The organism is Curtobacterium sp. PhB128 (assembly GCF_004340725.1).
Lineage (GTDB): Bacteria > Actinomycetota > Actinomycetes > Actinomycetales > Microbacteriaceae > Curtobacterium.
This window is the reverse complement of sequence record NZ_SLUR01000002.1, coordinates 15,270-40,252: the sequence shown is the minus strand read 5'-3', so window position 1 is coordinate 40,252 and position 24,983 is coordinate 15,270. Positions and strand designations below refer to the sequence as shown.

Here is a 24,983-nt window from a genome sequence, read left to right as displayed (position 1 = left end):
AACGCGCGCCGACCATGCGACGCGATCCGTGCCTCCCGTCCGGACGACCGAACCGACCGCCGGACGCCAGAACGACCGCACCGTGCTCGCAAAGGAGCGAACCCGTGTCACTTCCCCCTGCCCCCGCGCTCGGGTCGACGAACGACCCCGGCCTCAAGTCCGCCATCGGCAAGGCGACGAAGCACCTCATGCCGATGCTCGTCATCCTGTACTTCGTCGCGTTCCTCGACCGCACCAACGTCGGGTTCGCCGAAGAGGCCCTGAGCGTCGACCGCGGCATCTCCGACGCGGCCTTCGCGCTCGGCGCCGGCATCTTCTTCATCGGCTACGCGATCTTCGAGATCCCGTCGAACCTGCTGCTCAAGCGCTTCGGTGCCCGGTTCTGGCTCGCCCGCATCGCGGTCACGTGGGGCATCGTCGCCGCGCTGTTCGCCTTCACGACGAACGACACGATGTTCATCGTCCTGCGCTTCATCCTCGGTGTGACCGAGGCGGGGCTGTTCCCGGGCGTGATCATGTACCTGTCGGAGTGGTTCCCGAACAAGGTGCGCGTGCGGATGTTCGCGATCTTCTACCTGGCGCAGCCGTTCTCGCAGATGATCGGCGCCCCGTTGTCCGGCGGGCTGCTGAGCTTCGGTGACCAGGCGACCCCGTTCCACGGCTGGCAGGTCATGTTCTTCGGCGAGGGGATCCTCGCGGTGCTCGCCGGCATCGCGGCCCTGGTGTTCCTGACGAACAGTCCGCAGCAGGCGAAGTGGCTCGAGCCGGGCGAGAAGCAGTCGCTCACCGCGGCGATGGCGCGCGAGGACACCGCCCGCAGCGCGGACGGCCCGACCGGCATCTGGAAGGCCATGGCGAGCGGCCGGGTCTGGTACTTCACGATCATCTACTTCTGCCTGCAGGTCGCCGTGTACGGCACGACGTTCTACCTGCCGCAGCAGGTCTCCTCGCTGCTCGGGCAGGACGTCGGGTGGCAGGTCGGGCTCGTGACCGCGATCCCGTGGCTCGTCGGACTCGTCGCTTGCTACCTGGTCGGGTCGAAGGCGGACTCCGTCGGTCGCCGTCGTCGCTGGGGCACCATGTTCTACATCACGACCGGACTGTCGATCCTCGGGTCGGCGTGGGCCGGTGCGAACGGGCAACCGATCCTGGGCATCGTGTTCATCACGCTGGCGGTCGCGAGCTTCCTGGCCGTCGGCCCGATCACCTGGGCGTACCCGACGGCGTTCCTCACCGGGGCAGCCGCTGCGGCGGGCATCGGCCTGATCAACTCGCTCGGCAACCTCGGCGGGTTCGTCGCCCCGATCATGCGCACGGCGATCAACGAGGTGGTGCCGACCGACAGCGGTGCGTTCGGGATCGTCTCGCTCGGGGTCCTGGCGTTCGTCGCGGCCGTGATGATCTTCTGCACGAAGTTCTTCCGGGGGTCGAAGGCGGATGATCTCCTCGACACCTCGCATGTCCGCACCACGACGTCGAAGGAGACGAACGCGTGACCAGACTGTTCAACGACCCGGCGGACTTCGCCGACGAAGCGACCGACGGCTTCGTCGCCGCGAACGAGCGATGGGTGCGGAAGGTGCACGGCGGCGTCGCCCGCGCCACCACCAGCCCCGACGGCACGGTCGCCGTCGTGATCGGTGGCGGCTCCGGCCACTACCCGGCGTTCGGTGGCCTCGTCGGGCCGGGCCTGGCAGCCGGTGCCGCGATGGGCAACCTGTTCGCCAGTCCCAGCGCCCAGCAGGTCGCCGGTGTCGCGCGGGCGTCCGAGCACGGCGGCGGGGTGCTGCTGAGCTACGGCAACTACGCCGGTGACGTCCTGAACTTCGACGCCGCGGCCCGCACGCTCGAGGCCGACGGCATCCCGGTCCGGACGGTCCGGGTCACCGACGACGTGGTGAGTGCGCCCGCGGACCGCCCGCAGGAGCGGCGTGGCATCGCGGGCGACCTCTGCGTCTTCAAGGTCGCCGGCGCCGCCGCCGAGCAGGGCCGCAGCCTCGACGAGGTCACGGCCGTCGCCGAGCGCGCCAACGACCGCACGCGGTCGTTCGGCGTCGCGTTCTCCGGCTGCTCCCTGCCCGGTGCCGACGAACCCCTGTTCACGGTGCCCGAGGGGCGGATGGCCATCGGCATGGGCATCCACGGAGAGCGGGGCATCGACGAGACCGACGTGCCGACGGCGTCCGAGCTGGCGTCGCTGCTGGTGACCCGACTGCTCGACGAGCTGCCGGCGAGCGTGGCACCCGACGGCGCGCGCGTCGTCCCGATCCTCAACGGGCTGGGCAGCGTCAAGTACGAGGAGCTCTTCGTCGTCTACCGCTCGGTGCAGCAGCGGCTCGCCGACGCAGGGGTCGTCATCGTCGAGCCCGAGGTCGGCGAACTCGTCACGAGCTTCGACATGGCCGGCGTCTCGCTCACCCTGTTCTGGCTCGACGCCGAACTCGAGGAACTCTGGGCAGCGCCCGCGGACACCCCCGCGTACCGCAAGGGCGGTGCCGTCGCGCAGGAGCGTGTCGACCCCTCCACCGTGGAGGCGGACGCCGAGGGCGTCGCCATCGGCGCGGCGAGCGACGACTCGCGCGCAGTCGGCGAGCAGGCCGCGGCCGGCTTCGCCGCCGTTCGCGCGCTCCTCGACGAGCACGCCGACGAGCTCGGACGCATCGACGCCGTCGCGGGTGACGGCGACCACGGCATCGGCATGCAGCGCGGCGCGCACGCCGCAGACGCCGCAGCCACGGGAGCCGTAACCGCCGGCGCAGGTGTCGGTTCCGTCCTGCGGATCGCCGCAGACGCCTGGTCCGACAAGGCCGGCGGCACGTCCGGTGCGATCTGGGGAGCCGCCCTGGAGGCACTGGGTCGCGTCCTCGGGGACGACGAGCGTCCGTCGGCCGCCACGGTCCAGAGCGCGGTGCACGCCGCCACTGAGGCCGTCCTCGCGTTCGGTGCGACCGTCGGCGACAAGACCATGGTCGACGCGCTCGTGCCGTTCGACGAGGTGCTCCGCGCCCGGATCGACGCGGGAGCGTCGCTCGCGGACGCCTGGGCCGACGCCGTCAGCGCCGCCCGCGACGCCGCCGACGCCACCGCGTCGCTCGTGCCGAAGATGGGCCGCGCACGCACCCACGCCGAGCAGGCCGTCGGCACACCGGACCCCGGAGCGGTGTCGTTCGCGCTCATCGTGGAGACCCTCGCACCGTGATCACCATCGGGGTGTCGTTGAAGACGTACTTCTCGCACGCCCGGACCCTGGAGTGGGCCGCGGCCGTCGCGGAGATCGCCCGGCGGCACCCCGCGACCTTGTCGGGAGCGGCCACGCTGTTCGTGGCGCCGACGTTCCCGGCGCTCGTGCCCGTGCGTGACGTGCTGGCCGGGTCGGGGGTGCTCCTCGCCGCGCAGGACCTGTCGTGGGCCGACGAAGGAGCGTTCACCGGCGAGGTCTCCGGCGCCGAACTGCGGGAGATCGGGGTCGACCTGGTCGAGATCGGGCACGCCGAACGACGTTCCCTGTTCCACGAGGACGACGCGACCGTCACCGCGAAGGTGCACGCGGCCTTCCGCAACCACCTGCGTCCGCTCCTCTGTGTCGGGGAGACGACCCGGGCCTCCCGGTTGGCGGAAGCCGTGGCGGAGGTGACCGCGCAGCTCGACCGTGGTGTCTCGACGGCCATCGCGGACGGTCTGGCCGGGGCGCTGACCGTCGCCTACGAGCCGGTGTGGGCGATCGGTGCGCCCGCGCCGGCGCCGGACGACCACATCGTGGCGGTACTCGCGGGGATCGAGCAGCACCTCGCCACGCGACCCGAGCTGCGCGGGAGCACCGTGCTGTACGGGGGCAGCGCCGGGCCCGGTCTGCTCACCCGTGGGCGGGGGCGGATCGGCGGGTTGTTCCTCGGTCGGTTCGCGCACGACCCGGCTGCGGTCGAGGCGATCCTCGACGAGGTCGCAGCGGGCTAGGACCCGTCGCGGGTGCCCGCCAGTCCGTGGTCGTGCGCGTAGACCACGAGCTGCACGCGGTCCCGCAGCGAGAGCTTGCCGAGGATGCTCGAGATCTGCGTCTTCACGGTCGACTCGGTGACGTACTCCTTCGTCGCGATCTCGGCGTTCGAGAGCCCGCGCGAGGCCCAGCCGAACACCACCCGCTCCCGCTCGGTCAGCGCCTGGAACTCGGGTGGCTGCGGTGCGGGCGCCCTCGCGACGTCGGCCCCGAACAGTTGCGCGAGGTCGTTCGGAGCGATGACGGAGCTGCCCTCGTGGACCGCCCGGACCGCCGCGAACAGGAACGTCGGGGTGGCGTCCTTGAGCAGGAACCCGCTCGCACCGAGCCGGATCGCGGTCGCGGCGGCGGGGTCGAGGCCGAACGTGGTGAGCACGACGACGCGGGGGAGCGGACCCTCGACGGCGCCGGAGAACAGCTGCCGGACGGTCTCGACGCCGTCCATGCCGGCCATCCGCATGTCGAGCAGCATCACGTCGGGTCGGAGTTCCTGGATGCGGGCGAGGGCCTCGGCGCCGTCCGCGGCTTCGCCCACCACCTGCATGTCGTCCTGGGCGTCGAGCACCACGCGCAGACCCGCGCGGAACAGTGCCTGGTCGTCGGTGAGCAGGATCTTGATCGGTTCGGTCATCGGACGGGTCCCCCTTGGACGTCGAACGGGATGCGGGCGCGTGCGGCGAACACGTCGTCCAGCGCGGCGGCGTCGAACGACCCGCCGAGTGCGGTGAGGCGGGTGTGCATGCCGTCGATCCCCCGGCCGGAGCCCCCGGTCGTGCCGTCGCCGACGACGTTCTCGACCTCGAGCACGACGTCGGCGCTCCGCCAGGTCTCACGGACCACGACGGGCAGACCCGGTGCGCCGTGCCGGAGTGCGTTGGTCAGCATCTCCTGCAGCACGCGTCGGGCCGCCGTACCGGTGTCCGGCCGGAGCGGGACCGGGACGCCACGCACCGTACGGTCGACGTCGACACCGGCCTCGCGGATGCCCTGCACGATCTCCTCGAGCGAGCCGGGGTCGGTCGTCTCCCCGGAGCCGTCGATGTGCCCGAGGACCTGCCGGACCTCGACCAGCGAGCTGCGGGCGGTGCTGGCGATGGTGGCACTGACCTCGCGGATGCGGGCCTCGTCGGCCAGGAACGGCACCGAGTCGGCCTGGGCGATGATCACCGCGAGCGAGTGGCCGACGACGTCGTGCACGTCGCGGGCGATGTCCGCGCGGATGCGCTCGGACTCCGCGACGTCGATGGCGCGGGTGGCGGTGGCCTCGGCCTCGGTGGCGACGGCCTCGGCGCGCGACGCGGCAGCTTCGGCGTCGGCTCGACGGACGGATTCGCGGTCGCGCGACCGGAAGGCCCGGACGGCGACCCCGCCCGCCCACACCCCGAGGAGCGCGGCGACCGGTGCGGCCATCGCGAGGAACGCCTGGTCGCGGGGGCCGTTGAGCAGCACCAGGTACCGGAAGCCGGTGACGGCGAGGTAGAACGTCGCGCCGACGCCCGCGACGAGCGCGAGCACCCCGGAGAGGATGACCTCGGTCCGGGTGCCGACCACGGCCGCGGTGCCGATGACGACGAAGATGGCGAGGTCGACGAGCGACGGGCGCTCGCCGCCGCCCACCTGGATGATCCCGAGGACGACCACCATGAGCATCGCCGCCGACGGGGAGACCCGACGCAGGGCGATCGCGCCGGCGGCGGCGAGCACCGCGAAGAAGCTCGCGTGCTCGAGCTCGACCTCGAGCGGCAGCAGGAAGACGAACGCCGCGAGGACCGCCCACGCCACGTCGACGACGATCGAACGGGTGGCGAGCGGCCGGATGAACGTGCGCCGGTCCGTCACGGCTCGATCATCGCATGCCGGCCACGCCGGGCAGCGCGGACCGACGTCACGCGCCCGGGGTCATGGCGGCGAGGGCGATGACGGTGGTGGCGACGATCGCGGCGCAGAGCAGCAGCGTGGCGATCGTGTGTTTCGTCGAGGACTCCATGTCACCAGACTCGCGGCCCGGAGCCGCCGGGGCATCGGGCGCAGGGGCGAAGCGCTTCGTCCCTGCGGGTGAAGCCAGGGGGCGAGCACCCGGTACTCGGGGATCAGACGACGACGGACCCCCGCTGGCGGTGCGCGATCGAGATCGACTCCCCGGACACCACGTTGCGCGGCGACGACAGGAACGCGATGAGGTCGGCGATCTGCTGGGGCGTCGAGTTGCCGGGACCCCCTGGACGGACCTCGGCGGACGGGTTGTCCGTCACGGTCCCGGGGTTGACGACGTTCACCGTGACCCCGGTGCCTGCCACGTCGTCGGCCAGGTTCTTCGCGATGACGCTCACCGCCGTGTTCCGGAGCGACGCCGTGATGTTGCCGGAGAAGTAGGCGTTCTGCCCGCTCACGACGACCACGCGGCCGAACCCGGCCTCGCGCTGGGCGGGGAGCACGGCGTTCGCGACGCGGAGGAACCCGAGCGCCTTGCCGTCGATCGCGTCGAGGACCTGCTCGGGGTCGGACTTCCGGGCCGGGTCGAGGGTGCTCGCGCTCGGGGCAGCGGTCACGACGAGCACGTCGATGCGCCCGTGCCGCTCGAGGACGGTGGCGATGCCCGCGTCCACGGAGTCCTGCGAGGCGGTGTCGATCGACACGCTGTCGTCGGAGTCGTCGGCGCTGCGGGACGCGACGATGACGGTCGCCCCCTCGGTGCGGAGGCGGTCGGCGACAACGGTACCGATGTACCCCTTGCCTCCGACGACGAGTGCGACACGGTTCTTGAGTTCGAGGTCCACGCGCCCACGCTATGTCGGGACGGTGCAGTCTGCCCGCCCGTCGCGCACCGGAGCCCCCACCCGATGGCGGGCAGGGGCTCCGGTGGTGCTCAGCTCACGATCAGCAGTACTTGCCGGTCCACGAGGCACCGGTCAGGGCTCCGTAGTCCGGATTGGCGTACAACGTCGTCTCGCCGGCCGACAAGCACATGCTCTTCGATGTGTACGTGTACTTGACGGTGATCTGGACCGGGTCCGACTTGCAGTTGTTGTAGGTGCCCTTCTCGTAGTGTCCGTCGTCCCCGCCGCCGATGTTCCCCGTCGTGATCGGGTAGAACCCGCACGGCGACGCGGCGTTCGCGGGACCGGCCACTGCCAGCGACCCGCCGAGCATCATGGTGGCCGCGAGTGCCGTGCCACCGATCTTCGTCCAGAGCTTCATCGCTCTCCCCCTAACAGCTTCCGACCTTGCTGGCCCCTGAGATCTGCTTGTCGTTCTCGGTGAATCCGAGTCGGACATCGCCGGGCTGGACGCAGTAGTTCTTGCTCCCGCCCTTCATCGTCACCTTGATCTTCACATTGCCGTTGCCGCAATTCCCGTAATGCGCGACCTGGCGCTGTCCACTGAACGGCGATATCGACCCCACCACCGGCACGTTGATCGCGAAGGTCGAGTCGTAGTCTTCGATCTCTTCGCTGTACCCGCAGACCATCGCGCTCGCCGGCGCTGCGGTGACGGTACTCACACCGACGACTCCGCCGAGTGCGAGTGCGGCGGCCGCGCTCCCCAGTGCTGCCTTCCGGATTTTCTGATGCAGATGCATTCTTTCTCCCCTCTGCGGGACTGCGGTAGGCTGTCCGCGCAACGAATTGTGCATCGTGCCCCGAATTCCGTTCGTGGAATTCGGAACGACAACGAACTTACTCTTGAAGAATCATCACGCAAGCCCGCCAGGTGTGCATGCGGTGGGTATCGCAACGGAACGAGGTGGACATGGGCTCACGATCAGCTGGCAATGTCGCGACGATCATCGCCGCAGGGTGTTTGGTACTGCTCCTCGTCGTCGTGTGGCTCCGCGGACAGCAGTCGATCGGAGACGCGTTCGCGATCCCGGTCGTGTCCGTGCTCGTTCTCGGGTTCGCCGGCTGCACGGTCTGGGCCGGTGTCGTCGCCTTGCGTCGACGCGGATCCGGGCGCTGAGTACCGTGCGCTGCGGTCCGTGCCGGGCCGCAGCGGCATCAGACGTCTGACCACGCCTCACCCGAGCAGCGGCTCGAGCCGCGTCACTGCCCGGCGCAGGTGCACGAGCGCGTCACCGGGCGACGACACCCGAGCAGCCGGCGCCGACAGGGTCAGCCCCGCCACGAGTTCGCCGCGCTCGCCGCGGACCGGGAGCGCCAGGCACCCGAACCCCGCCGTGAACGCGCCGACCTGGTGCACCGGTCCGAGGCCCCCTTCGGCGTGCAACCGCCCCATCGCACTCGACCCGGGTGTCGCCCGCAGCGCGGCCTCGTCGAGCAGCGGGAAGTCCGGGTCGACATCGATGTCGCGCACACCGGCGGCGTCGTAGCGCGCCAGGTGCACGCCCGCCCGGACGGCGGAGCGGACGTCGGCGAGCACCGATCGCACGGCCCGGGGCAGCGGTGCGAGTACCGGAGCCGGCGACACGCCGGCCAGGTCGGCGACCTTGTGGCCGAGGGCGAAGCCGCGCAGGTCCGGCAACCGGACGAGGTACTCGTCCTCGACGAGCAGCGTGATGAGCCGGTAGGTGGTGGCCCGCGGCATCCCGAGGGCCTCCGAGATCTGCTGGGCGGTGACGCCCGGTCCCGCGTGCGCGGCGGCCTCCAGCACCGCGAGGGCGTTCTGGATCGCCTTCGGCTGCCGCGCGCGGAGTCCGGGTTCGCTCACCGCACCTCCGCCTGGTGGCCGGTTCCGGCGGACGGACGGGAGGCCCCCAGCAGGTCCGCCTCGACCGGCACGTCGTACACGGCGTGGCTCCGACCCCGCCGCCAGGGTCGCCGACGCGTGGCCACCAGGAACGCGACCACCACCGCGGCGACCGTCCCGACGGCGAGGGCGACGGCCGGCCAGCGGGACGACGCGGCCTCGACCCCGAGGTAGGTGAGCAGGACGGCGGTCAGCAGGACCCCGGTCGTGACGGCGACAACAGCGACCCCCGTCGTCAGCTCGCCGATGCGCCGCAGGAACACCGGGGCCGCGAAGCACGTCAGGGCGTACGCGGCGATGTACCCGAGGGCGGCGACGACGAGCTCCGCCTCCATCAGTGTCCACGTCGGGATCCCGCTCGCCAGGCCCAGGACCGGCAGCACCGTGAGCACGCCGCACGCGACCGCGCCGGCCACGAACGGGGTCCGGAAGCGCGGCGACGCCCGACCGAACACCCGGGGCAGGACCCCTTCGCGGCCCATCGCGAACAGGACCCGCACGAGCGCCGTGGTCGAGGCGATCGCGCACGCCGCGAACGACGCCGCGATCCCGAGGTCGAGCGCCCACCCGATCCACTGCATGCCGAAGGCGTTCGCCAGCTCGTTCACGGGCGAGGCGCTCGACGCGAGGTCGGCGCCCACGGCGGCGAACCCCATCTGCTGGGCCGCAGCGCTGACCACGTAGAGGACGCCGGCGACCAGGACGGTCCACGAGATCGCGCGGGGGATCGCCTGGAACGGGCGCCGGGCCTCCACACCGAGCACCGACGCGCTCTCGAACCCGACGAACGCGGTCACGGCGAGTGCGGTGCCGACCGCGAACGACGCCGGCTGCGTCGGCCCGAGGGCGACGGCGGAGGCTTCGGCCGGGTGCAGGCGCGCGACCAGCGCGACGATCAGGACCACGATGACCGCCACCGACAACGACTCGACGAGCAAGGTCAGCCGGGTCGACAACCGGACCCCGAGCGCGATCACCGCGAAGACGGCCGCGCCCATCACCAGCACGACGACGATCGTGACCAGGGCGTCGTCGCCGGCGGCCGGCACGAAGCGGGACAGCAGGTAGTCGAGGTAGTAGCCGCTGCCGGTGAGCGAGAACATCGCGATGAAGCCGTACCCGAGCAGCAGGGCTGCGCCCGCGACGACCCCGGCGACCGGGCCGAGCCCGAGCGAGACGTAGGTGTAGAGCGACCCGGTGCCGGCGACGCGGCGGACGAACTGGTTCACCGTCCGCCCGACCAGGAACGACAGCGCCATCGCGGCCAGCAGCGACCACGTGGCCCCCTGGCCGGCGACCGTCGCGACGAGGACCGGGATCGTCGTCGCTGCGGCGGACGGTGCCACGGCCGACACCGACTGGGCGAGGACGTCGACCGGGCCGATGCTCCGCCGCGACAACCCGTCGACGGGGGAGCGCGTGCCGACGCCGGGCACCCGTGGCGGGTCGGCGATGGCTCGGTCGAGCGCGGTCATGCGGCAACCGTAGGGCTGCGCCGTTGCGCCCGTGTCTCGGTGGTGTTTCGGCCGCGTCTCACGCAAATGAGACGCCTCCGACGAGCACGTCCCATTCGGCGGCGACAGGGCTTCACGCCGGTGGAACGGCACCGCAACGGCGGCACGGGACCGTGGTCACACCCAGCACCACCACCTGCGATCCCCACCCACTCCGTTCCACCCACCCGGAAGGCCACGATGTCCAGCATCACGAAGGACCCCGCGTCACTCGGAGCCGCCCCCGCGCCGCAGCGGACCATGCGCGGCTCGCTCGGCGTCACCGCGATCGTGTTCATGGTCGTCGCGGCCGCCGCCCCGCTCACCGTCGTCGGCGGAGCCGCCCCGCTCGGCATGCTGCTCGGCAACGGGGTCGGGTTCCCGTCGCTGTACGCCGCGTCGGCCGTCGTGCTGCTGCTGTTCTCGGCGGGCCTGGCGGCGATGACCCGGCACGTGCCGCGGCCCGGCGCGTTCTTCACGTTCGTCGGGCACGGGCTCGGTCGTCCGGCCGGCGCGGGAGCCGCCACGCTGGCGCTCCTGACGTACACGACCATCCAGGTCAGCGTGCACGGGTACATCGGGTACCTGCTCGGCGTCACCGTCACGGGCCTCGGCGGACCGGACATCCCCTGGTACGTCTGGTCGCTGGTCGTCGTGGCCCTGGTCGGGATGCTCGGCTACCGGCACATCGACCTGTCGAGCAAGGTGCTCGGCGTGATGCTCGTCGGCGAGGTCGGCATCGTGCTCGTCCTGGTCGCCGCGATCGTGTTCCGCGGCGGGGCGGACGGCCTGTCCCTCGCCCCGTTCGAGCCGACGCAGATCATGTCCGGGTCGCCCGGCGTCGGGCTGATGTTCGCCATCGCCGCGTTCATCGGGTTCGAGGCCACCGCGATCTTCCGCGACGAGGCGAAGGACCCGGAGCGGACCATCCCGCGTGCGACCTACACGGCCGTGATCGGCATCGGCGTCTTCTACACGCTCGCGTCGTGGGGGCTCGTGATGGCGTGGGGCCCCGACGGCATCCTCGCCGAGGTCGCGAAGGACCCGGGGTCGCTCATCCTCACCACCGCCGCGCAGTACATCGGCAGCGCCGGGGAAGCCGTCCTCAACGTGCTGCTGCTGACGAGCATGTTCGGCTGCGTCCTGTCGTTCCACAACGTGATCACCCGGTACCAGCACTCGATGGCGAACGCGTCGCTGCTGCCCGGCCGGCTCGGCGACGTGCACCGGAAGCACGCGTCGCCGCACACCTCGAGCCTGGTGCAGACCGTCACCGCCGCAGTGCTGATGGTGCTGTTCGCGGTGCTCGGCCTGGACCCGGTGCTGCAGGTGTTCAGCTGGTTCGCCGGCGTCGCCACCCTGGGCGTCGCGATCCTGATGGCCGCGACGAGCCTCGCCGTCATCGTGTACTTCCGCCGCAACCCCGGTGACCGGCGGGTCTGGAACACCATCGTGGCCCCCGTCCTCGGGTTCCTCGGGCTCGTCGCCGCTGCCGTCCTGATCTGGGTGAACTTCCCGACGCTCGTCGGCGACGTCGACGCCTCGGGCGCGAGCGTCTTCGGCGTCGTGAGCATCGTGCTCACCGGCCTGGTCGTGGTCGTCCCCGTCATCGGCGTGGTGCAGGCCGTGGTGCTGCGACGCCGCAGTCGGAGCCGCTACGAGCTGATGCTCGACCGTCTCGCCACCGAGAGCTGACCCGCCGGGCGCACCACGCGCCTCCCGGCCGAACCGACCCGACCCCACGCACGACGCAACGCGCAAGGAGCACCACGCACATGACGATCACCGACCCGACCACCGTGACCACCGACGCAGACACCACCGCGCACCCGCTCGGCAGCCTGACGCCCGACGAGTTCACCGCCGTCCGCGACCTCGTCACGGCGCAGCCGGACTGGACCGACACCACCCGCTTCGCCTACGTCGGCCTCGAGGAGCCGCACAAGCAGGAGGTCCTGGCGTGGCAGGCCGGCGACGGCCCCCTGCCGGACCGCACGGCCCGGGTGATGCTGCTCGACATGGCGACCGGTCGCTCCACCGACCGCGTCGTGTCGATCACCACCGGCACGGTGCTGCGGACCGACGTGCTCGACGGGTCCCGTGGCCAGCTGCCCGTCCTGATCGAGGAGTTCGACGCCGTCGGCGAGATCGCGAACGCGGACGAGCGCTGGGTCGCCGCCCTGGCGAAGCGCGGACTGTCCGCCGACGAGGTCAAGTGCGTGCCGCTCTCGGCCGGGTACTACGACTACCCGGAAGAGGTCGGTCGGCGCATCCTGCGCGTGCTCGCCTTCAAGCAGGACCACCCGGCCGACCACGTGTGGGCGCACCCCGTCGACGGCCTGTCGGCGTACGTCGACGCGGCGAACCGGGCCGTCACGCGGATCGTGGACGTGGCGGACATGCCCGTGCCGACCACTTCGGGGAACTTCGACGACCCGGCGATGCAGGGCGAACCGCTCGACCTCAAGCCGATCGTCATCACCCAGCCCGAGGGGCCGTCGTTCCGCGTCGACGGCGAGTTCGTCGAGTGGGCGAACTGGCGGTTCCAGGTCGGCTTCGACGCCCGCGAGGGACTCGTGCTCCGCCAGCTCTCGTGGCAGGACGGCGAGCGGCTGCGCCCGATCGTGTACCGGGCGTCGATCGACGAGATGCTCGTGCCGTACGGCGACCCGTCTCCGGTGCGGTTCTGGCAGAACTACTTCGACACCGGCGAGTACCTGTTCGGTCGCTTCACGAACTCGCTCGAACTCGGCTGCGACTGCGTCGGCGAGATCCAGTACTTCGACGCCGTGCTGGCCGACGAGCTCGGCAACCCGCAGACCATCCGCAACGGCATCTGCATGCACGAGGAGGACTTCGGCACGCTCTGGAAGCACGGCGACATCTACACCGGCTCGCAGGAGGTCCGTCGGTCCCGCCGCCTGGTGATCTCGTTCTTCACCACCGTCGGCAACTACGACTACGGCTTCTACTGGTACCTCTACCTGGACGGCACGATCGAGTGCGAGGCGAAGCTCACCGGCGTGCTCTTCACGTCCTCGTACCCGGGGCTCTCGGAGTCCGGCGATGACTACCCCTATGCCTCCGAAGTCGCCCCCGGCCTCGGTGCCCCGTACCACCAGCACCTGTTCTCGGCGCGGCTCGACATGATGGTCGACGGGCTGTCGAACGCCGTGGACGAGGTCGACGCCGTGCGGGTGCCGGTCGGGCCGGGCAACGAGCACGGCAACGCGTTCACGAAGTCGGTGACCCGGATCGCGTCGGAGTCGTCGTCCGGCCGTCTCGCCGACGCGTCCAAGGCACGCACGTGGTTCGTCTCGAACACCGAGGAGCGCAACCACCTCGACCGCCCCACCGGCTACGTGCTGTACCCGCAGGACGCCCCCGTGCTGCTCGCCGACGACTCGTCCTCCGTCGCCGCCCGTGCCGAGTTCGCCCGCAAGCACCTGTACGTCACGCAGTACGACCCGGCGGAGCGCTTCGCCGCCGGCGACTTCGTGCACCAGAACCCCGGCGGCGACGGGGTCGCCCGCTACGTCGAAGGGGACCGACCGCTCGACGGCGAGGACATCGTGCTCTGGTACACCTTCGGCCCGACGCACTTCCCGCGGCCCGAGGACTGGCCCGTCATGCCGGTCGACTACGCCAAGTTCACGCTCAAGCCGTACGGGTTCTTCCCGCGGAACCCGGCGCTGAACGTGCCGGCCGCGATCGGCGCGACGGCGGCGTCGCACTGCTCGCACCACGCGTCCGGTGGCGTCGAGGCGGCGCACGACGCCGTCGCCCACGACCACGGGCACGGACACTGACGTGACCGACCTGCTCGGGCTCGCCGCGATCGTGCCGGCGTCCGCCGGGGCCTGCTGCACGGTCGGGGCGTGGCGCCCCGGCCGTGCGGTCGACGTGGTGGCGGCAGTGGTGATGGTGGCCGCGATGGTGGACGGGGCCTTCGGGCCGCGCGTGCTGCCCGGGGTGCTCTGGTTCGTGGTGCTCGCGCTGCTGGCCGTCGTGGTCGCCGCGGTGCACCGGGTGCAGAGTGCGTCCGGCGCGTCTGGTGCGTCCGGTTCGGTCGGGAGGCCCGGGTCGGCTCCGGCGGTCCGGGTCGCGTCGGCGCACGGTCGGTTCGGGCGACTGCACGCGGCGCTCGGTCTGCTGGTGATGGGCGCGCTGGGCGTCGGCATGGCGCACGACCCCGGCATGACCGGCACGGCGGGTGTCGGCGTGCACGGACACGGCGGCGCAGTCGCCGTGACGTGGCAGGTCGTCCTCGGCGGCCTGACCACCGGCTACCTGCTGCTCACCGCCCACATGGTGCGGGACGGCATCCGGCGTCGGACCCGCGCGCTCCCCGTCGTCGAGACGCTTGCCATGGGGATCGCGGTGGCGGTGATGGCCGCAGCGATGGTCTGACGGCTCCGGAAGGCATCCCGCGACGATGGAACCGCCGCGGGATGCCTCGAGCACCTAGCCCTTCCGCCCCAGGTCGTACAAGAACCGCGCCACGGTCACGAGCAAGCTCGCGATCCCCAACCACGGAACCTGACGCCTGCGGTCGGACTCGTTGTCCTTCGACATCGAGTCCTCCTCTCGGTGTCAGCCGGCCGACACGAAAGAGCGGAGAGCCAGGGATGCGTACGCGAGCGTGCCCGCGTACACTTGCTCCCGAGCGCTCAGCTCGGGAAGACTTGTTTCCCTGGCTTTCCACTCGGAGAGCTGATCGAAGCCCACCACCGTTGCTGCGGTGGTGGGCTTCAACTTTGCCCGGATGCACTCCCCGGCGAGAGTGGCATCTGATGTGCAGCGTATCGGAGGGTCTTCGACCGCAGGCCCCCGCCGCGCGCTGATGTGCGAAGCGAACGGTTCGGCGCGCGAAACGTACAGTTTGCGAACCGTTCGTTGCGGAAAACGTTCACGTCGTGAAAGAGTTCGAGCGTCCGCAGGGGACGAACGGCCGCAGAAGGGCGGGATCAGACATGCACAGCACGTACTCCGGGATGCCTCGGGCGGCACGGATCGGTGGCAGCCACACCCGCATCGGTCTGACCGACCCGGCCGTCATCGACGCCTACGTCGAGCGCCGCATCGAGGACCCGTCGCTCCTCGCCGGTCGCGCCGAGCCGGCGTACGCCGACTTCTTCACCGTCCCCGCCGCGTAGCAAGGAGCGCATGATCACATGCCGTTGACCGTCGTCCGTCGAGAGCACAACCACCTCTACAGCCGCGAGCCCCGTTCCCGGGCTGCGAAGACCGCCGTCGACGCCCTGCTGCGCCTCCAGCACGCCGAAGAGCAGCAGATCGAGTCCGCACGCATCGAGAGTGGGCTGAGCAAGAACGAGTCCCTGGCGATCCGGTACATGCTCCAGGCCCACCGCGACGGCCGCACCATGGGCCCGAAGGACCTCGCCGTCATGCTCACCGTGTCGAACGCCTCGGTCACGAAGCTCGTGGACGCGCTCGTCGACAAGGAACTCCTCGTCCGCACCGCGCACCCCACCGACCGTCGCGCGCAGGTCCTCGAACCCACGGACCTCGCCGCCGAGAAGATCGATGCCTCGTACGCCCGCTTCCACGAGGCCGTGGTCGGGGTCCTCGACCACCTGTCCGATGCCGACAACGCCGTCCTCGCGGAGTCGCTGACCAGGATCGTCGACGCGCTCGCCGACGGTGAGCCGGCACCGGTCGACGAGTACACCGTCGACGACCAGGACTGACGCGACCCGAGGCGGTCGACGCGACCACCCGTCGACGGGAGGCGCGGTACCGGATCGCTGCGGGCCTCCAGACGGTGGCGGAAAAACCTTCCAGCGGTAAGTTGGGTGCATGACGCACCCCGCCGACGACGACGCGGCCCCGCCGCGACGCGGCGGGTACCGCAAGGGAGCCGAGCGCCGGACCCAGATCCTCGACGAGATGATCCGCATGGTCGCGGAACAGGGCGTCGACGCATCGTCGTTGCGTTCTGTGGCCGAAGCCCTCGGGATCACCCACGCGGCGCTCCGCCACTACTTCCCCAGCCGTGACGAACTGCTGCTCGCCGTCTACCGCGAGCACGAGGTGCGCGAGCAGGGGGCGCCCGACCGGTTGAAGTCGGCGATCGGGGACATGCGCGACAGTGCCTCGCGCAACCGTGCGGTGCCGGGCCTGGTGCAGCTCTACACGACGCTCGCGGCCGACGCCGTGCAGGAGGGGCACCCGGCGACCCGTGACTTCATGCGGGAGCGGTTCACGCGGCTCCGGGCCGACCTGGCCGCGTTGATCGCGGCGGACCAGGCGGCGGGACGGATCCGCGGCGACCTGGACCCGGTCGACCTCGCTTCGCTGAGCATCGCGGCGTCCGACGGGCTGCAGGTGCAGTGGTTGCTCGACCCCGAGGCCGTCGACGGCGAGAAGGTGCTGCGGTTGCTCGAGCAGATCGTGCCGGCGCCGCCGGAGTGAGCGCGTGCGTGCGCGTGCGCGTGGCGTGCGCGCGGCGCGAGCGTGGCGCGTGGCGCGTGCGTTTCGTGAGCAGAAATGGTCGGGTCCCCGTTCGGGACCCGACCATTTCTGCTCACCAAGTGCGGCGCGGTGCGCGACGCACGACGTGACTACGCGTTCGCGGCCTCGGCGAGGACCGCGGCGGCGGGGTCGAAGTCCTCGGGGAGCGGCTGGATCGGGTCGATCGACGAGGTGATCTCGACGGATTGACCCGACTCGGCGGCGTCGCGGATGCCGAGCATGACGTCCAGCGCGTGCGACGCGACGGCACCGGAGGCGCGCTCCGGGCGGCCCTCGGCGATCGCGCGGGCCAGCTCGACGACACCCGTGCCACGGCCCCAGGTGGAACCCTTGTGCGTCAGCGTGGTCGGCTCGTCCTTGCCGAGCGTCCACAGCGTGCTGTCGCCGTCGAAGACGTTCGGGTCCGGCAGCACGATGGTGCCCTCGGAGCCGTTGATCTCGACGAAGCCGTTGCGGGGCAGCGCGTGCTGGAACGACAGGGTCGTCTGGGCCGACTGGCCGCCCTCGAACGAGATGAGCGCTGCGTGGTGCGTGGGCACCTCGACGGCGAACTCGGTGCCGGCGCGGGGGCCGGAACCGATCACGCGCGTCTCGCGGGACTTCGACGACACGGCCTGCACGCGCGAGGCGGCGCCGAAGGCGTGCAGGAGCGTCGTGACGTAGTACGGGCCGATGTCGAACAGCGGACCGGCGCCCTGGGCGTACAGGAACTCGGGGTCCGGGTGCCACTGGTCCGGTCCGGGCACGTGGAACATCGTCGTCGCGGTGAGCGGCGTGCCGATGTCGCCACGGGCGATGGCGCGGATGGCGGTCTGGATGCCGGCACCGAGGACGGTGTCGGGGGCGCAGGCGTAGCGGACACCGGCGGCGGCAGCGGCTGCGAGCAGCTCCTGCGCGTCCGAGGCGTTCGTCGCGACCGGCTTCTCGCTCCAGGTGTGCTTGCCGGCAGCGATGATCTGCTGCCCGACCTTGGCGTGCTCGGCGGGGATCGTGATGTTCACCACGATCTGGATGTCGTCGCGGGCGAGGAGCTCCTCGACCGTGCCGGACGCGGGCACGCCGTACTTCTCGGCCTGGGACGCGGCGCGCTCGAGGATGAGGTCGGCGACCATCAGGACCTCGACGTCGGCGAACTGGGTCAGGTTCGTCAGGTACTGGTCCGAGATGTTCCCCGCACCGATGATGCCGACTCCGATGCGGCTCACTTGTCGTTGTCCTTCAGCCATGCGAGGGACTCGGTGATGCCCTGGAAGACGTCGCCCGAGTAGGCGTCGAACTCGACGACGCGGATGGCCTGCGGCGCCGCGGCGAGGATGCCCGCCACGTTCACGTCGCCCTGGCCCGCGGGGGTCTGGTTCTCGAACGCACGCTGCAGCGCCTCGGGCACGACGAGCGCGCTCTCCGACGAGGGCAGTGCGGTGAGGATGTCACCGTCGACCTTGCCGTCCTTGACGTGGATGGCGACGACGCGGTCGCCGAGTGCCTTCAGGACGGCGGGGGCGTCGGCGCCACCGACGGTGGCCCAGAAGGTGTCGAGCTCGAGCACGGTCTCCGGGCTGATCTGCGACACGAAGTGGTCGTAGACCGTGCGGCCGTCGACCTTGTTCGTGAACTCCCACTGGTGGTTGTGGTAGCCGAACTGCAGGCCGCGCGAGGCTGCCTCGGCGGTCAGGACGTTGACGCGCTCCGCGATCTTCGCGACGTCGTCGGCGGTCTGCCAGCGGTCGGTCGGGATGAACGGGTCGATGACCGTCTGGATTCCGAGGCGCTCGGCGGCGTCCCAGATCGGCGCGGTGTCCTCGGCGTCGATCACGGCGACGTGGCCGGACGGCGCCTTGAGGCCGGTCGCGGCGAAGGCACGCTCGAGGTCCGTGGCACGCTCGACGAACGCGTAGGGCTCGACGTTCTCGTACCCGATCTCGGCGACACGGGCGATGGCCTTGTCGAGGTCTTCGGCGATGGCGTCTCGCAGCGAGTACAGCTGCACAGAAGTGGTGGGCATTGCAGAGGCTCCTTCGGTCCTGTCTGGGGGTCGCGACTCCCAGGTGTCGAAGCACCGGGTGTCGCAGTCCGTCGAGGAGCGATGCTCCACGGCGAGATCGATGACGACGCTACCCCAAAAACCACCCGGTGTGTAGTTTTTGCGTCCCCCCGTGTCGCACGTCAGTACATGAACGACACCTGTCGATGTATGCTCAGCCAGTCAAAACCGTGCACAGGATGGTTTTGGCCACCAGCATCGACTCGAGGAGGCGTCATGAGCACACCCGAACCCGGCAGCCCGGCACTGTTGCACCCCGAAGAGGGCATCACCCAGCCGATCAGCACCGTGAAGGTGGGCATCGGCTACCAGATCGCCCTGTTCCTCGGGCAGTTCGGCCTCTTCGTCGCACTCATGGCACCGGTCTACGTCAGCATGCAGCTGAAGGCGCAGGCCCTGGTCGGCGACGACGCGGCGAACGTCATCGGCTCGGTGCTGCCGATCGGCGCGTTCGGTGCGCTCATCATGAACCCCCTCGCCGGCGCGCTGTCCGACCGCACCCGCACCCGTTGGGGTCGTCGTCGGCCCTGGCTGCTGAGCGGTGTCGTCGTGTTCGCGATCGCCCTCGCCTGGATCGCCTACTCGCCCGACGTCCTGAACCTGACGCTGGCCTGGCTCCTCGCCCAGCTCGCCGCCAACGCGACGCTGGCCACCCTGCTCGCGAGCTTCGCCGACAACGTGCCCCAGCTGCAGCGCGGCCGCTCGTCGAGCATCATCGCCCTCGCGCAGAACATCGCCGTGCTCGCCGGCACCTACCTGTCGGTGTTCTTCGTCGCGAACCTGCCCGTGCTGTTCATCGCACCCGGCATCCTGGCGATCATCCTCGTCGCGGTGTACGCCGTGGTCGCCCGTGACGACCTGCCGACGTACAAGCTGAAGAAGTTCACGTTCCTGAACCTCATCGCCTCGTTCTGGACGAACCCGATCAAGAACCCGGACTTCGCGTTCGCCTGGTGGTCACGCTTCCTGATCATCTTCGCCACCTTCATGTTCACGACCTACCGCCTGCTCTACATGGAGAAGCACCTCGGCATCGAGGACGCGAAGGAGGCCACCGCGGCCGTCGCCTTCGGTGTGCTGCTCTACACGATCGCGCTCCTGGTCAGCGCGGCGCTGTCCGGCTGGGCGTCCGACAAGATCGGCCGGCGCAAGGTCTTCGTCGGCGGTTCGACGGCGATGTTCGCCGTCGGCCTGGTCGTGCTCGCGCACGCCGACACCGTGAACGGCTTCTACGTGGCCGAGGTCATCATGGGCTTCGCGTACGGCATCTACTCGGCCATCGACACGGCGCTCGTCGTCGACGTGCTGCCGAACGCCGACCGGCCCGGCAAGGACCTCGGGGTCATCAACATCGCCAACGCGCTGCCGCAGTCGCTCGCTCCGGCCGTCGCACTGTTCTTCCTGAAGATCGGGTCGGGCGACGCCGCCGACAACTACACGCTCATGTGCTGGGCCGCCGGCGCGATCGCCATCATCGGTGCCCTTGTGGTGATCCCCATCAAGCGGGTTCGATAGCCGGATGCACACCTCCGGGGTCGACGTGGACCGCAGCCAGCTCGCCGGGTGGCGGAACGCGATCATCGTCGCGTTCGCCATCGGCGGGATCAGCCTGGCCGGCTGGGGTCCCCGGCTCCCGGAGCTCCGCGTCGAACTCGGTGTCGACATCGGCACCATCGGCCTCATGCTCGGCGGGGTCACCATCGGCTCGATCGGCGGGCTGCTCAGCGCCGCCCCGCTGCTCCGGCGCCTGGGCGGCCGACGCGCCCTGACGGCGGTCGCCGTCCTGGTCCCCGCCGCACTGGCACTCATCGGCATCGCCGCTGCGCTGCACTCCGTGCCGCTGGCGAGCGTCGGGTTCGTCGTCGCCGGTGCCGGGATCGGCGCGCTCGACGTCATGGCGAACGTCGAGGGCACGGCGATCGAGGCGCTCGCCGGTCGCACGTTGCTCCCGTTGATGCACGCCGCCTGGTCGGGAGGCGCGGCCCTCGGCGCCGGGATCGCCGCCCTCTGCGCATGGCTGGGCATCACCCCCTCGGCCCAGTTGATCGGTGAGGCCGTCGTGATCCTGGTGGTCGGCGTGATCGCCATGCGTGCGATCCCGGACGGCACGCGCGCCGAGGAACACGACACGACGCTCACCCCGCGGCAGCGCCTGCGGCAGTGGGCGCGAGGCTGGGCGGACGTCCGACTGCTGCTGATCGGCGTCGTGATGCTCGGCGTCGAACTCGGCGAGGGGTCGGCGAACAACTGGCTCGCCCTGGCGGCCACCGACGGACACGGCCAGACGGCGACGGTCGGGGCCCTCTTCTTCACCGTGTTCGCGGTCTCCGAGGCCGCGACGCGCGTCTTCGCCGGCCCCGTCGTCGATCGACTCGGACGGGTCCGGACGGTCCGCTGGACGACCGCGCTCGGCATCCTCGGCGCCGTCCTGTTCATCGTCGGCACGACCTGGTGGCTCACGCTCATCGGCGTGGTCCTCTGGGCGGTCGGCGTCTCGATGGGGTTCCCGCTCGGCATGTCGGCAGCGGCGCAGAGCGGCCCGAACCCGGCTGCCCGGGTCAGCGTCGTCGCGTCGATCGGGTACTTCGCGAACTTCGCCGGCCCGCCCGTCATCGGCGCGATCGCCGAGCAGGTCGGCGCGCTCAGCGCGCTCTGGTTGATCGCCGTGCTCTTCGTGGCCGCCTTCGCCGCATCCGGGTCGCTGCGTCCGGTCGCCGAACCGACCCACGAGCGGGTCAGCGACCCTCGGTAGCGTGGAGCCCATGCTCGACGCGACGCCTGCCCCGTTCGACACCCCGGCCGGTCGCATCGTCGGGACGGTGGACGGTGACGTCGTCCGGGTGCTCGGGATCCCCTACGCGCGGGCCGACCGGTTCGCGCCGCCGGAGCCGATGCCGCCCTTCGCGAGCGAACTGCATGCGTCGACGCCGTCCCCCGTGGCGCCGCAGCCGCACGCGCAGTTCGTCGACCAGCTGCTCGGCGAGGTCGAGGAGATCACCGTCGACGAGCACTGCCAGCGCCTGTCGATCACGCTGCCCGCCGACGTGACGCCCGACGAGCGCCTGCCCGTGATGGTCTGGATCCACGGCGGCTCGTACGTCATCGGCGGCGGCGACCTGCCGATCTACGACGCCCGCGACCTCGTGACCGAGCAGCGCGTGATCGTGGTGTCGGTGACCTTCCGGCTCGGGGTCCTCGGGTTCCTGGGCGACGGGGCGTCGATCCCGGCGAACCTCGGACTGCTCGACCTGCTCGAGTCGCTCCGCTGGGTGCAGGCGAACATCGCCGCGTTCGGTGGCGACCCCGACCTCGTCACGGTGTTCGGGCAGTCCGCCGGCGGCGACGCAGCAGCCCACCTGATGATCAGCGACGGCGCGGCCGGGCTGTTCCGCCGGGCGATCATCCAGAGCGCACCGCTCGGGCTGTCGCGCGGTCGTTCCCGGATGAACCGCGCGATGATCCGGGCCGTCGGTGCCGTGCACGCCGACACCCCGCTCGACGACCTGCTCGAACGGCAGGCCCTCGGCACCCGGGCGGCCGCGCCGTACGGACTCGCGGGCGGGATGCCGTTCGGCACCCAGTACGGGTTCGCCCCGTTGCCCGCCGAACGCGACCTCGACGACGCCTGGAGCCGAGTCGCTCCCGACGTCGACGTCCTGATCGGTTCCGCGACGGACGAGACCGGCATGTACGTGCCGTTGGTCCGCGGTCTGTCGCGGGTCGCTCGGTCACGGATCCTGCGCCCGGCGCTCCGCTGGTGGGTGGTCCGTCCGCTCTCCGACGTCATCTACGGCCGCGACGTCCGACGCTTCACCGCGCGGCATCGTCGAGCCGGCGGGCGGGCGACGTCCTACCGGCTCCTCCGTGGCGTGACGACCGCGCCGACCGGCGCCGTCCACATGAGCGACCTGCCGCTGTTGCTCGGCGGCCGCGAGGCCTGGGCCGGCACCCGCTTCGTCCCCGACCGCGACTGGCCCGAGGTCGAGCGGCGCGGCCGGGCCTTCCGTGCGATCTGGGCCGAGTTCGCCCGGACCGGCGCCGTCACCGCCCCGGACGACGAGACGCTGACCTTCGACCGGCCCTGACCTTCGACCGGCCCTGACCTTCGACCGGCTCTGACGTTCGACTGGCACTGACCTTCGATCGGCACTGGCCGTCTTCGCGCCCCCTGAACTGGCGGTCGCGTGGTCGCCCCCGGGACCGGACAATCGTCAGCATGCCCACGCCCGACGCCGATCTCCGTGCACGCATCGTGTCCGGTGCGATCGAGGCGTACCGCGCGACGGACTTCCACCGGGTCGGACCGGACGAGGTCGCCGAGCACGCCGAGGTGCCGGTCGCCGAGGTCAGCCGAGCGTTCCCGATGTGGGAACTCCTCGTCGTCGCGGTCATCGACCGGTGGAACAACGGCAGCCGACTCGCGCTGTGGCCCGTCGCCGAACGGCACGGTGCCGTCGCGTACCTGCGTGCCCGGCTCGAGGCCGGCGTCACGGACCCGGCCCTCGTCCGGCTCCGGATCGCCGTGCTCAGCGCCGCGTCGAACCCCGGCCACCCCGCAGCCGGGTGGTTCCGTACCCAGTACACCCGGGCGTTCGAGGACCTCACCCTCGCCCTGGTCCGTGACGTCGTCGCTGCACGCGAGCCACGCGGCGCCTCGCCCCGGCACGCCGCCGAGCAGCTCATGGCACTGTTCGAGGGGCTGCAGCTGCAGGCGATGGTCCGCGACGACGCCGAGCCACTGAGCGGCTTCGACCGCGCCGTCGCCCGGATGCGGGTCGGTTGGGCAGCAGCGCGCGTCGACGCCTGAGGACTCCGAGCGGGAGCACGGACGGGAGGCACGGCGCGGCTTGCGTGCGTCGGCTCGCCCACCTGGCATGGTCGGCCCATGGAGTACACCGACTACGACACCCGGCTCGCCGCGTACGGCGTGATCACGGACGGTGACCGGGTGCTCCTGGCGAAGCTGCGCTTCCCCGAAGCCGGCACGTGGACGTTGCCGGGCGGTGGCGTCGAGTTCGACGAGACCGTCGAGCAGGCCGTCGTGCGGGAGGTCCGCGAGGAGACCGGGTACGAGTCCGAGGTCGGCGCCCTGCTCGGCGTCCGGCACCACGTCGTCCCCGCGGAGCGCCGGATCCACGCCAACGGTCGCCCGATGAAGGCCGTGCAGGTCGTGTTCCGCGCGACGGTCGTCGGCGGCACACTGCGCGACGAGATCGACGGGTCGACCGACGAGTCGCGCTGGCTGCCCATCGCCGAGCTCCCGCACCACCGGCACGGGCTGCTCGTACCCGTCGCACTGGCGTGGGCGGGTGCGCTCACCCGCTGACCCCTCATCCGGCGGCCAGCGTCGCGAACTGTGTCGGGATCTCAGCGGGTGCCGGCGGCTGGACGGACCACCCGAGTGCGCGGAGTGCCTGGGCGGTCTCGGCGGGGAACTGACGAGCTGTCGCCGCCGCTTCACCTCGGCGCCAATGCTTCCGGAATTCATGCACCGCTGACCGCCAGGTCGGGAGCGAATCGACGCCGCACTCGACGATGACGAACTCGACCACGTCGGCGAGACTCGGTCGGAAGTGCGGGCCGCCGAGCGGGAAGTGCAACGAGGACAGCCGAGCGGCGTCGCGACGCCCTGATCCGTTGTCGCCCGCCCTGGCCAGCAATGCACTGAACGAGCCGCGCTCGGCGTGCAGGTGCCAGTGCGACTGCGGGGTGGCGGTCAACGCTTCTTGGAACTCGAAACGGACCAGCGGTTGCCGGTCGTCTGCGAGGAACAGGGTGAACCGGCTCTCGTTCACCTCGAGCGCGTCGAGGTGGTCGAACCAGCGAAACCGCATCGACAGCGTGACGTCGGCGGTGTGGACGCCTCCGACCGTCAGACTGACTCGCGGGGTGCTTCCTGCCTCTGGAGCAGGCTGGATGACGATCGTCCCGCTCGGCACGTCGAGGTCGTAGTCGACTCGCGCCCCGTGTCCGGGCAGGCAAGCGTCCAGGAGAGCCTGCGCGAGTTCCATCTGCTGTTGCGCCGCTGACTCCGCACTGCCGGTCATCGCTCGCCCAGCAGGAAGGAGATGCTGTCGAGCCAGTCCTGCGCCAGGTACTCGTCGATGAAGAGATCGCGCCACTGCTCGGTCGGCTCGAACTCTCGTTCATCGAGGTCCCACTGCGCCCGGACCCGCGCGCGTTCGATGAGGAGTTCCTCGCGGGTCCAGTGTCGTCCCACCACAGCGGTCATGGCCGTCCTCTCGTCGGTGTGGGA

26 protein-coding genes are annotated in these 24,983 nt (G+C 71.0%); 15 read left to right on the top strand and 11 right to left on the bottom strand.

Annotation, left to right across the window (positions count from 1 at the left end):
- The first annotated feature begins 104 nt into the window (after positions 1–104).
- From EDF23_RS04240 to EDF23_RS04230, 3 genes are read left to right on the top strand one after another with little or no spacing between them, the layout of a single operon-like run.
- The gene (locus EDF23_RS04240) at positions 105–1,496 is read left to right on the top strand and encodes an MFS transporter (RefSeq protein WP_123339283.1); all 1,392 of its coding nucleotides are present in this window, start codon (positions 105–107) and stop codon (positions 1,494–1,496) included.
- Positions 1,493–3,199: a dihydroxyacetone kinase family protein gene (locus tag EDF23_RS04235; RefSeq protein WP_131920734.1), complete on the top strand. Its 1,707-nt coding sequence runs from the start codon at positions 1,493–1,495 to the stop codon at positions 3,197–3,199. The genes EDF23_RS04240 and EDF23_RS04235 overlap by 4 nt, the downstream gene beginning before the upstream one ends.
- Positions 3,196–3,954: a triose-phosphate isomerase family protein gene (locus EDF23_RS04230; RefSeq protein ID WP_131920732.1), complete on the top strand. Its 759-nt coding sequence runs from the start codon at positions 3,196–3,198 to the stop codon at positions 3,952–3,954. Before EDF23_RS04235 ends, EDF23_RS04230 begins: the two co-directional genes overlap by 4 nt.
- On the opposite strand, the gene EDF23_RS04225 is transcribed toward EDF23_RS04230, so the two are convergent.
- The 5 genes from EDF23_RS04225 to EDF23_RS04205 all read right to left on the bottom strand — a co-directional run bounded on the left by EDF23_RS04225 (position 3,951) and on the right by EDF23_RS04205 (position 7,574).
- On the bottom strand, positions 3,951–4,625 hold the full coding sequence (locus tag EDF23_RS04225; RefSeq protein ID WP_131878010.1) for a response regulator transcription factor: 675 nt from the start codon (positions 4,623–4,625) through the stop codon (positions 3,951–3,953). The genes EDF23_RS04230 and EDF23_RS04225 overlap by 4 nt on opposite strands.
- A complete protein-coding gene (locus EDF23_RS04220) occupies positions 4,622–5,833 on the bottom strand; it encodes a histidine kinase (protein ID WP_131920730.1) in 1,212 nt (403 codons plus the stop codon). The genes EDF23_RS04225 and EDF23_RS04220 overlap by 4 nt, the downstream gene beginning before the upstream one ends.
- Positions 5,834–6,084: 251 nt before the next feature.
- The gene (locus tag EDF23_RS04215) at positions 6,085–6,771 is read right to left on the bottom strand and encodes an SDR family NAD(P)-dependent oxidoreductase (RefSeq protein WP_131920728.1); all 687 of its coding nucleotides are present in this window, start codon (positions 6,769–6,771) and stop codon (positions 6,085–6,087) included.
- A 100-nt stretch (positions 6,772–6,871) separates the two neighbouring features.
- Positions 6,872–7,192 carry a DUF6355 family natural product biosynthesis protein gene (locus EDF23_RS04210; RefSeq protein WP_131920726.1) on the bottom strand — a complete coding sequence of 107 codons (321 nt, stop codon included), beginning with the start codon at positions 7,190–7,192 and terminating at the stop codon, positions 6,872–6,874.
- Between the two features lie 10 nt (positions 7,193–7,202).
- Complete coding sequence (locus tag EDF23_RS04205) at positions 7,203–7,574, bottom strand: DUF6355 family natural product biosynthesis protein (protein WP_131920724.1); 372 nt, start codon at positions 7,572–7,574, stop codon at positions 7,203–7,205.
- 170 nt (positions 7,575–7,744) lie between these two features.
- Here EDF23_RS04205 and EDF23_RS04200 point away from each other — a divergent pair, with 170 nt between their 5' ends.
- The gene (locus tag EDF23_RS04200; protein WP_123937172.1) at positions 7,745–7,951 is read left to right on the top strand and encodes a hypothetical protein; all 207 of its coding nucleotides are present in this window, start codon (positions 7,745–7,747) and stop codon (positions 7,949–7,951) included.
- A gap of 57 nt (positions 7,952–8,008) precedes the next feature.
- Here the strand turns inward: EDF23_RS04200 and EDF23_RS04195 are convergent, their stop codons facing one another.
- On the bottom strand, positions 8,009–8,659 hold the full coding sequence (locus tag EDF23_RS04195) for a helix-turn-helix domain-containing protein (protein ID WP_243648806.1): 651 nt from the start codon (positions 8,657–8,659) through the stop codon (positions 8,009–8,011).
- A complete protein-coding gene (locus EDF23_RS04190) occupies positions 8,656–10,173 on the bottom strand; it encodes an APC family permease (RefSeq protein ID WP_131920722.1) in 1,518 nt (505 codons plus the stop codon). The genes EDF23_RS04195 and EDF23_RS04190 overlap by 4 nt, the downstream gene beginning before the upstream one ends.
- A gap of 219 nt (positions 10,174–10,392) precedes the next feature.
- On the opposite strand from EDF23_RS04190, the gene EDF23_RS04185 reads away from it, so the two are divergent.
- From EDF23_RS04185 to EDF23_RS04160, 6 genes are all read left to right on the top strand, one after another.
- A complete protein-coding gene (locus EDF23_RS04185; RefSeq protein WP_131920720.1) occupies positions 10,393–11,886 on the top strand; it encodes an APC family permease in 1,494 nt (497 codons plus the stop codon).
- A gap of 80 nt (positions 11,887–11,966) precedes the next feature.
- The gene (locus tag EDF23_RS04180) at positions 11,967–14,000 is read left to right on the top strand and encodes a primary-amine oxidase (protein ID WP_131920718.1); all 2,034 of its coding nucleotides are present in this window, start codon (positions 11,967–11,969) and stop codon (positions 13,998–14,000) included.
- Between the two features lies 1 nt (position 14,001).
- Positions 14,002–14,601 carry a hypothetical protein gene (locus EDF23_RS04175; RefSeq protein ID WP_131920716.1) on the top strand — a complete coding sequence of 200 codons (600 nt, stop codon included), beginning with the start codon at positions 14,002–14,004 and terminating at the stop codon, positions 14,599–14,601.
- 563 nt (positions 14,602–15,164) lie between these two features.
- A complete protein-coding gene (locus EDF23_RS04170) occupies positions 15,165–15,347 on the top strand; it encodes a hypothetical protein (protein WP_123292879.1) in 183 nt (60 codons plus the stop codon).
- An 18-nt stretch (positions 15,348–15,365) separates the two neighbouring features.
- The gene (locus EDF23_RS04165; RefSeq protein WP_131920714.1) at positions 15,366–15,902 is read left to right on the top strand and encodes a MarR family transcriptional regulator; all 537 of its coding nucleotides are present in this window, start codon (positions 15,366–15,368) and stop codon (positions 15,900–15,902) included.
- 109 nt (positions 15,903–16,011) lie between these two features.
- Positions 16,012–16,626 carry a TetR/AcrR family transcriptional regulator gene (locus EDF23_RS04160; RefSeq protein ID WP_131844991.1) on the top strand — a complete coding sequence of 205 codons (615 nt, stop codon included), beginning with the start codon at positions 16,012–16,014 and terminating at the stop codon, positions 16,624–16,626.
- Between the two features lie 149 nt (positions 16,627–16,775).
- Here the strand turns inward: EDF23_RS04160 and EDF23_RS04155 are convergent, their stop codons facing one another.
- Positions 16,776–17,912: a Gfo/Idh/MocA family oxidoreductase gene (locus tag EDF23_RS04155; RefSeq protein ID WP_123294463.1), complete on the bottom strand. Its 1,137-nt coding sequence runs from the start codon at positions 17,910–17,912 to the stop codon at positions 16,776–16,778.
- Complete coding sequence (locus EDF23_RS04150; protein ID WP_207895440.1) at positions 17,888–18,688, bottom strand: sugar phosphate isomerase/epimerase; 801 nt, start codon at positions 18,686–18,688, stop codon at positions 17,888–17,890. Before EDF23_RS04150 ends, EDF23_RS04155 begins: the two co-directional genes overlap by 25 nt.
- 255 nt (positions 18,689–18,943) lie before the next feature.
- Between EDF23_RS04150 and EDF23_RS04145 the strand changes: the two genes are divergently transcribed.
- From EDF23_RS04145 to EDF23_RS04125, 5 genes are all read left to right on the top strand, one after another.
- A complete protein-coding gene (locus tag EDF23_RS04145) occupies positions 18,944–20,242 on the top strand; it encodes an MFS transporter (RefSeq protein ID WP_123294465.1) in 1,299 nt (432 codons plus the stop codon).
- 4 nt (positions 20,243–20,246) lie between these two features.
- Positions 20,247–21,479 (top strand): MFS transporter, encoded by a 1,233-nt coding sequence (locus EDF23_RS04140; RefSeq protein ID WP_131920713.1) that lies wholly within the window; start codon positions 20,247–20,249, stop codon positions 21,477–21,479.
- Positions 21,480–21,489: 10 nt separating this feature from the next.
- Positions 21,490–22,812 (top strand): carboxylesterase family protein, encoded by a 1,323-nt coding sequence (locus EDF23_RS04135; RefSeq protein ID WP_131920711.1) that lies wholly within the window; start codon positions 21,490–21,492, stop codon positions 22,810–22,812.
- A 131-nt stretch (positions 22,813–22,943) separates the two neighbouring features.
- Positions 22,944–23,534, top strand: a complete 591-nt coding sequence (locus EDF23_RS04130; protein ID WP_131920709.1) for a TetR family transcriptional regulator C-terminal domain-containing protein — start codon at positions 22,944–22,946, stop codon at positions 23,532–23,534.
- A 78-nt stretch (positions 23,535–23,612) separates the two neighbouring features.
- A complete protein-coding gene (locus EDF23_RS04125; protein ID WP_123294468.1) occupies positions 23,613–24,053 on the top strand; it encodes an NUDIX domain-containing protein in 441 nt (146 codons plus the stop codon).
- A gap of 4 nt (positions 24,054–24,057) precedes the next feature.
- Here the strand turns inward: EDF23_RS04125 and EDF23_RS04120 are convergent, their stop codons facing one another.
- Complete coding sequence (locus EDF23_RS04120) at positions 24,058–24,738, bottom strand: hypothetical protein (RefSeq protein ID WP_165901005.1); 681 nt, start codon at positions 24,736–24,738, stop codon at positions 24,058–24,060.
- Positions 24,739–24,770: 32 nt separating this feature from the next.
- The gene (locus EDF23_RS04115; RefSeq protein ID WP_131920705.1) at positions 24,771–24,959 is read right to left on the bottom strand and encodes a hypothetical protein; all 189 of its coding nucleotides are present in this window, start codon (positions 24,957–24,959) and stop codon (positions 24,771–24,773) included.
- Positions 24,960–24,983: the final 24 nt, after the last annotated feature.

Bases quoted from the DNA above. Each gene is read 5' to 3' on its own strand.
- EDF23_RS04115 (WP_131920705.1), bottom strand. From the start codon at position 24,959: ATGACCGCTGTGGTGGGACGACACTGGACCCGCGAGGAACTCCTCATC.
- EDF23_RS04180 (WP_131920718.1), top strand. From the start codon at position 11,967: ATGACGATCACCGACCCGACCACCGTGACCACCGACGCAGACACCACC.
- EDF23_RS04135 (WP_131920711.1), top strand. From the start codon at position 21,490: ATGCTCGACGCGACGCCTGCCCCGTTCGACACCCCGGCCGGTCGCATC.
- EDF23_RS04155 (WP_123294463.1), bottom strand. From the start codon at position 17,912: ATGGCTGAAGGACAACGACAAGTGAGCCGCATCGGAGTCGGCATCATC.
- EDF23_RS04165 (WP_131920714.1), top strand. From the start codon at position 15,366: ATGCCGTTGACCGTCGTCCGTCGAGAGCACAACCACCTCTACAGCCGC.
- EDF23_RS04150 (WP_207895440.1), bottom strand. From the start codon at position 18,688: ATGCCCACCACTTCTGTGCAGCTGTACTCGCTGCGAGACGCCATCGCC.
- EDF23_RS04225 (WP_131878010.1), bottom strand. From the start codon at position 4,625: ATGACCGAACCGATCAAGATCCTGCTCACCGACGACCAGGCACTGTTC.
- EDF23_RS04205 (WP_131920724.1), bottom strand. From the start codon at position 7,574: ATGCATCTGCATCAGAAAATCCGGAAGGCAGCACTGGGGAGCGCGGCC.
- EDF23_RS04170 (WP_123292879.1), top strand. From the start codon at position 15,165: ATGCACAGCACGTACTCCGGGATGCCTCGGGCGGCACGGATCGGTGGC.
- EDF23_RS04140 (WP_131920713.1), top strand. From the start codon at position 20,247: ATGCACACCTCCGGGGTCGACGTGGACCGCAGCCAGCTCGCCGGGTGG.
- EDF23_RS04190 (WP_131920722.1), bottom strand. From the start codon at position 10,173: ATGACCGCGCTCGACCGAGCCATCGCCGACCCGCCACGGGTGCCCGGC.
- EDF23_RS04145 (WP_123294465.1), top strand. From the start codon at position 18,944: ATGAGCACACCCGAACCCGGCAGCCCGGCACTGTTGCACCCCGAAGAG.
- EDF23_RS04125 (WP_123294468.1), top strand. From the start codon at position 23,613: ATGGAGTACACCGACTACGACACCCGGCTCGCCGCGTACGGCGTGATC.
- EDF23_RS04130 (WP_131920709.1), top strand. From the start codon at position 22,944: ATGCCCACGCCCGACGCCGATCTCCGTGCACGCATCGTGTCCGGTGCG.
- EDF23_RS04160 (WP_131844991.1), top strand. From the start codon at position 16,012: ATGACGCACCCCGCCGACGACGACGCGGCCCCGCCGCGACGCGGCGGG.
- EDF23_RS04210 (WP_131920726.1), bottom strand. From the start codon at position 7,192: ATGAAGCTCTGGACGAAGATCGGTGGCACGGCACTCGCGGCCACCATG.
- EDF23_RS04185 (WP_131920720.1), top strand. From the start codon at position 10,393: ATGTCCAGCATCACGAAGGACCCCGCGTCACTCGGAGCCGCCCCCGCG.
- EDF23_RS04200 (WP_123937172.1), top strand. From the start codon at position 7,745: ATGGGCTCACGATCAGCTGGCAATGTCGCGACGATCATCGCCGCAGGG.
- EDF23_RS04120 (WP_165901005.1), bottom strand. From the start codon at position 24,738: ATGGAACTCGCGCAGGCTCTCCTGGACGCTTGCCTGCCCGGACACGGG.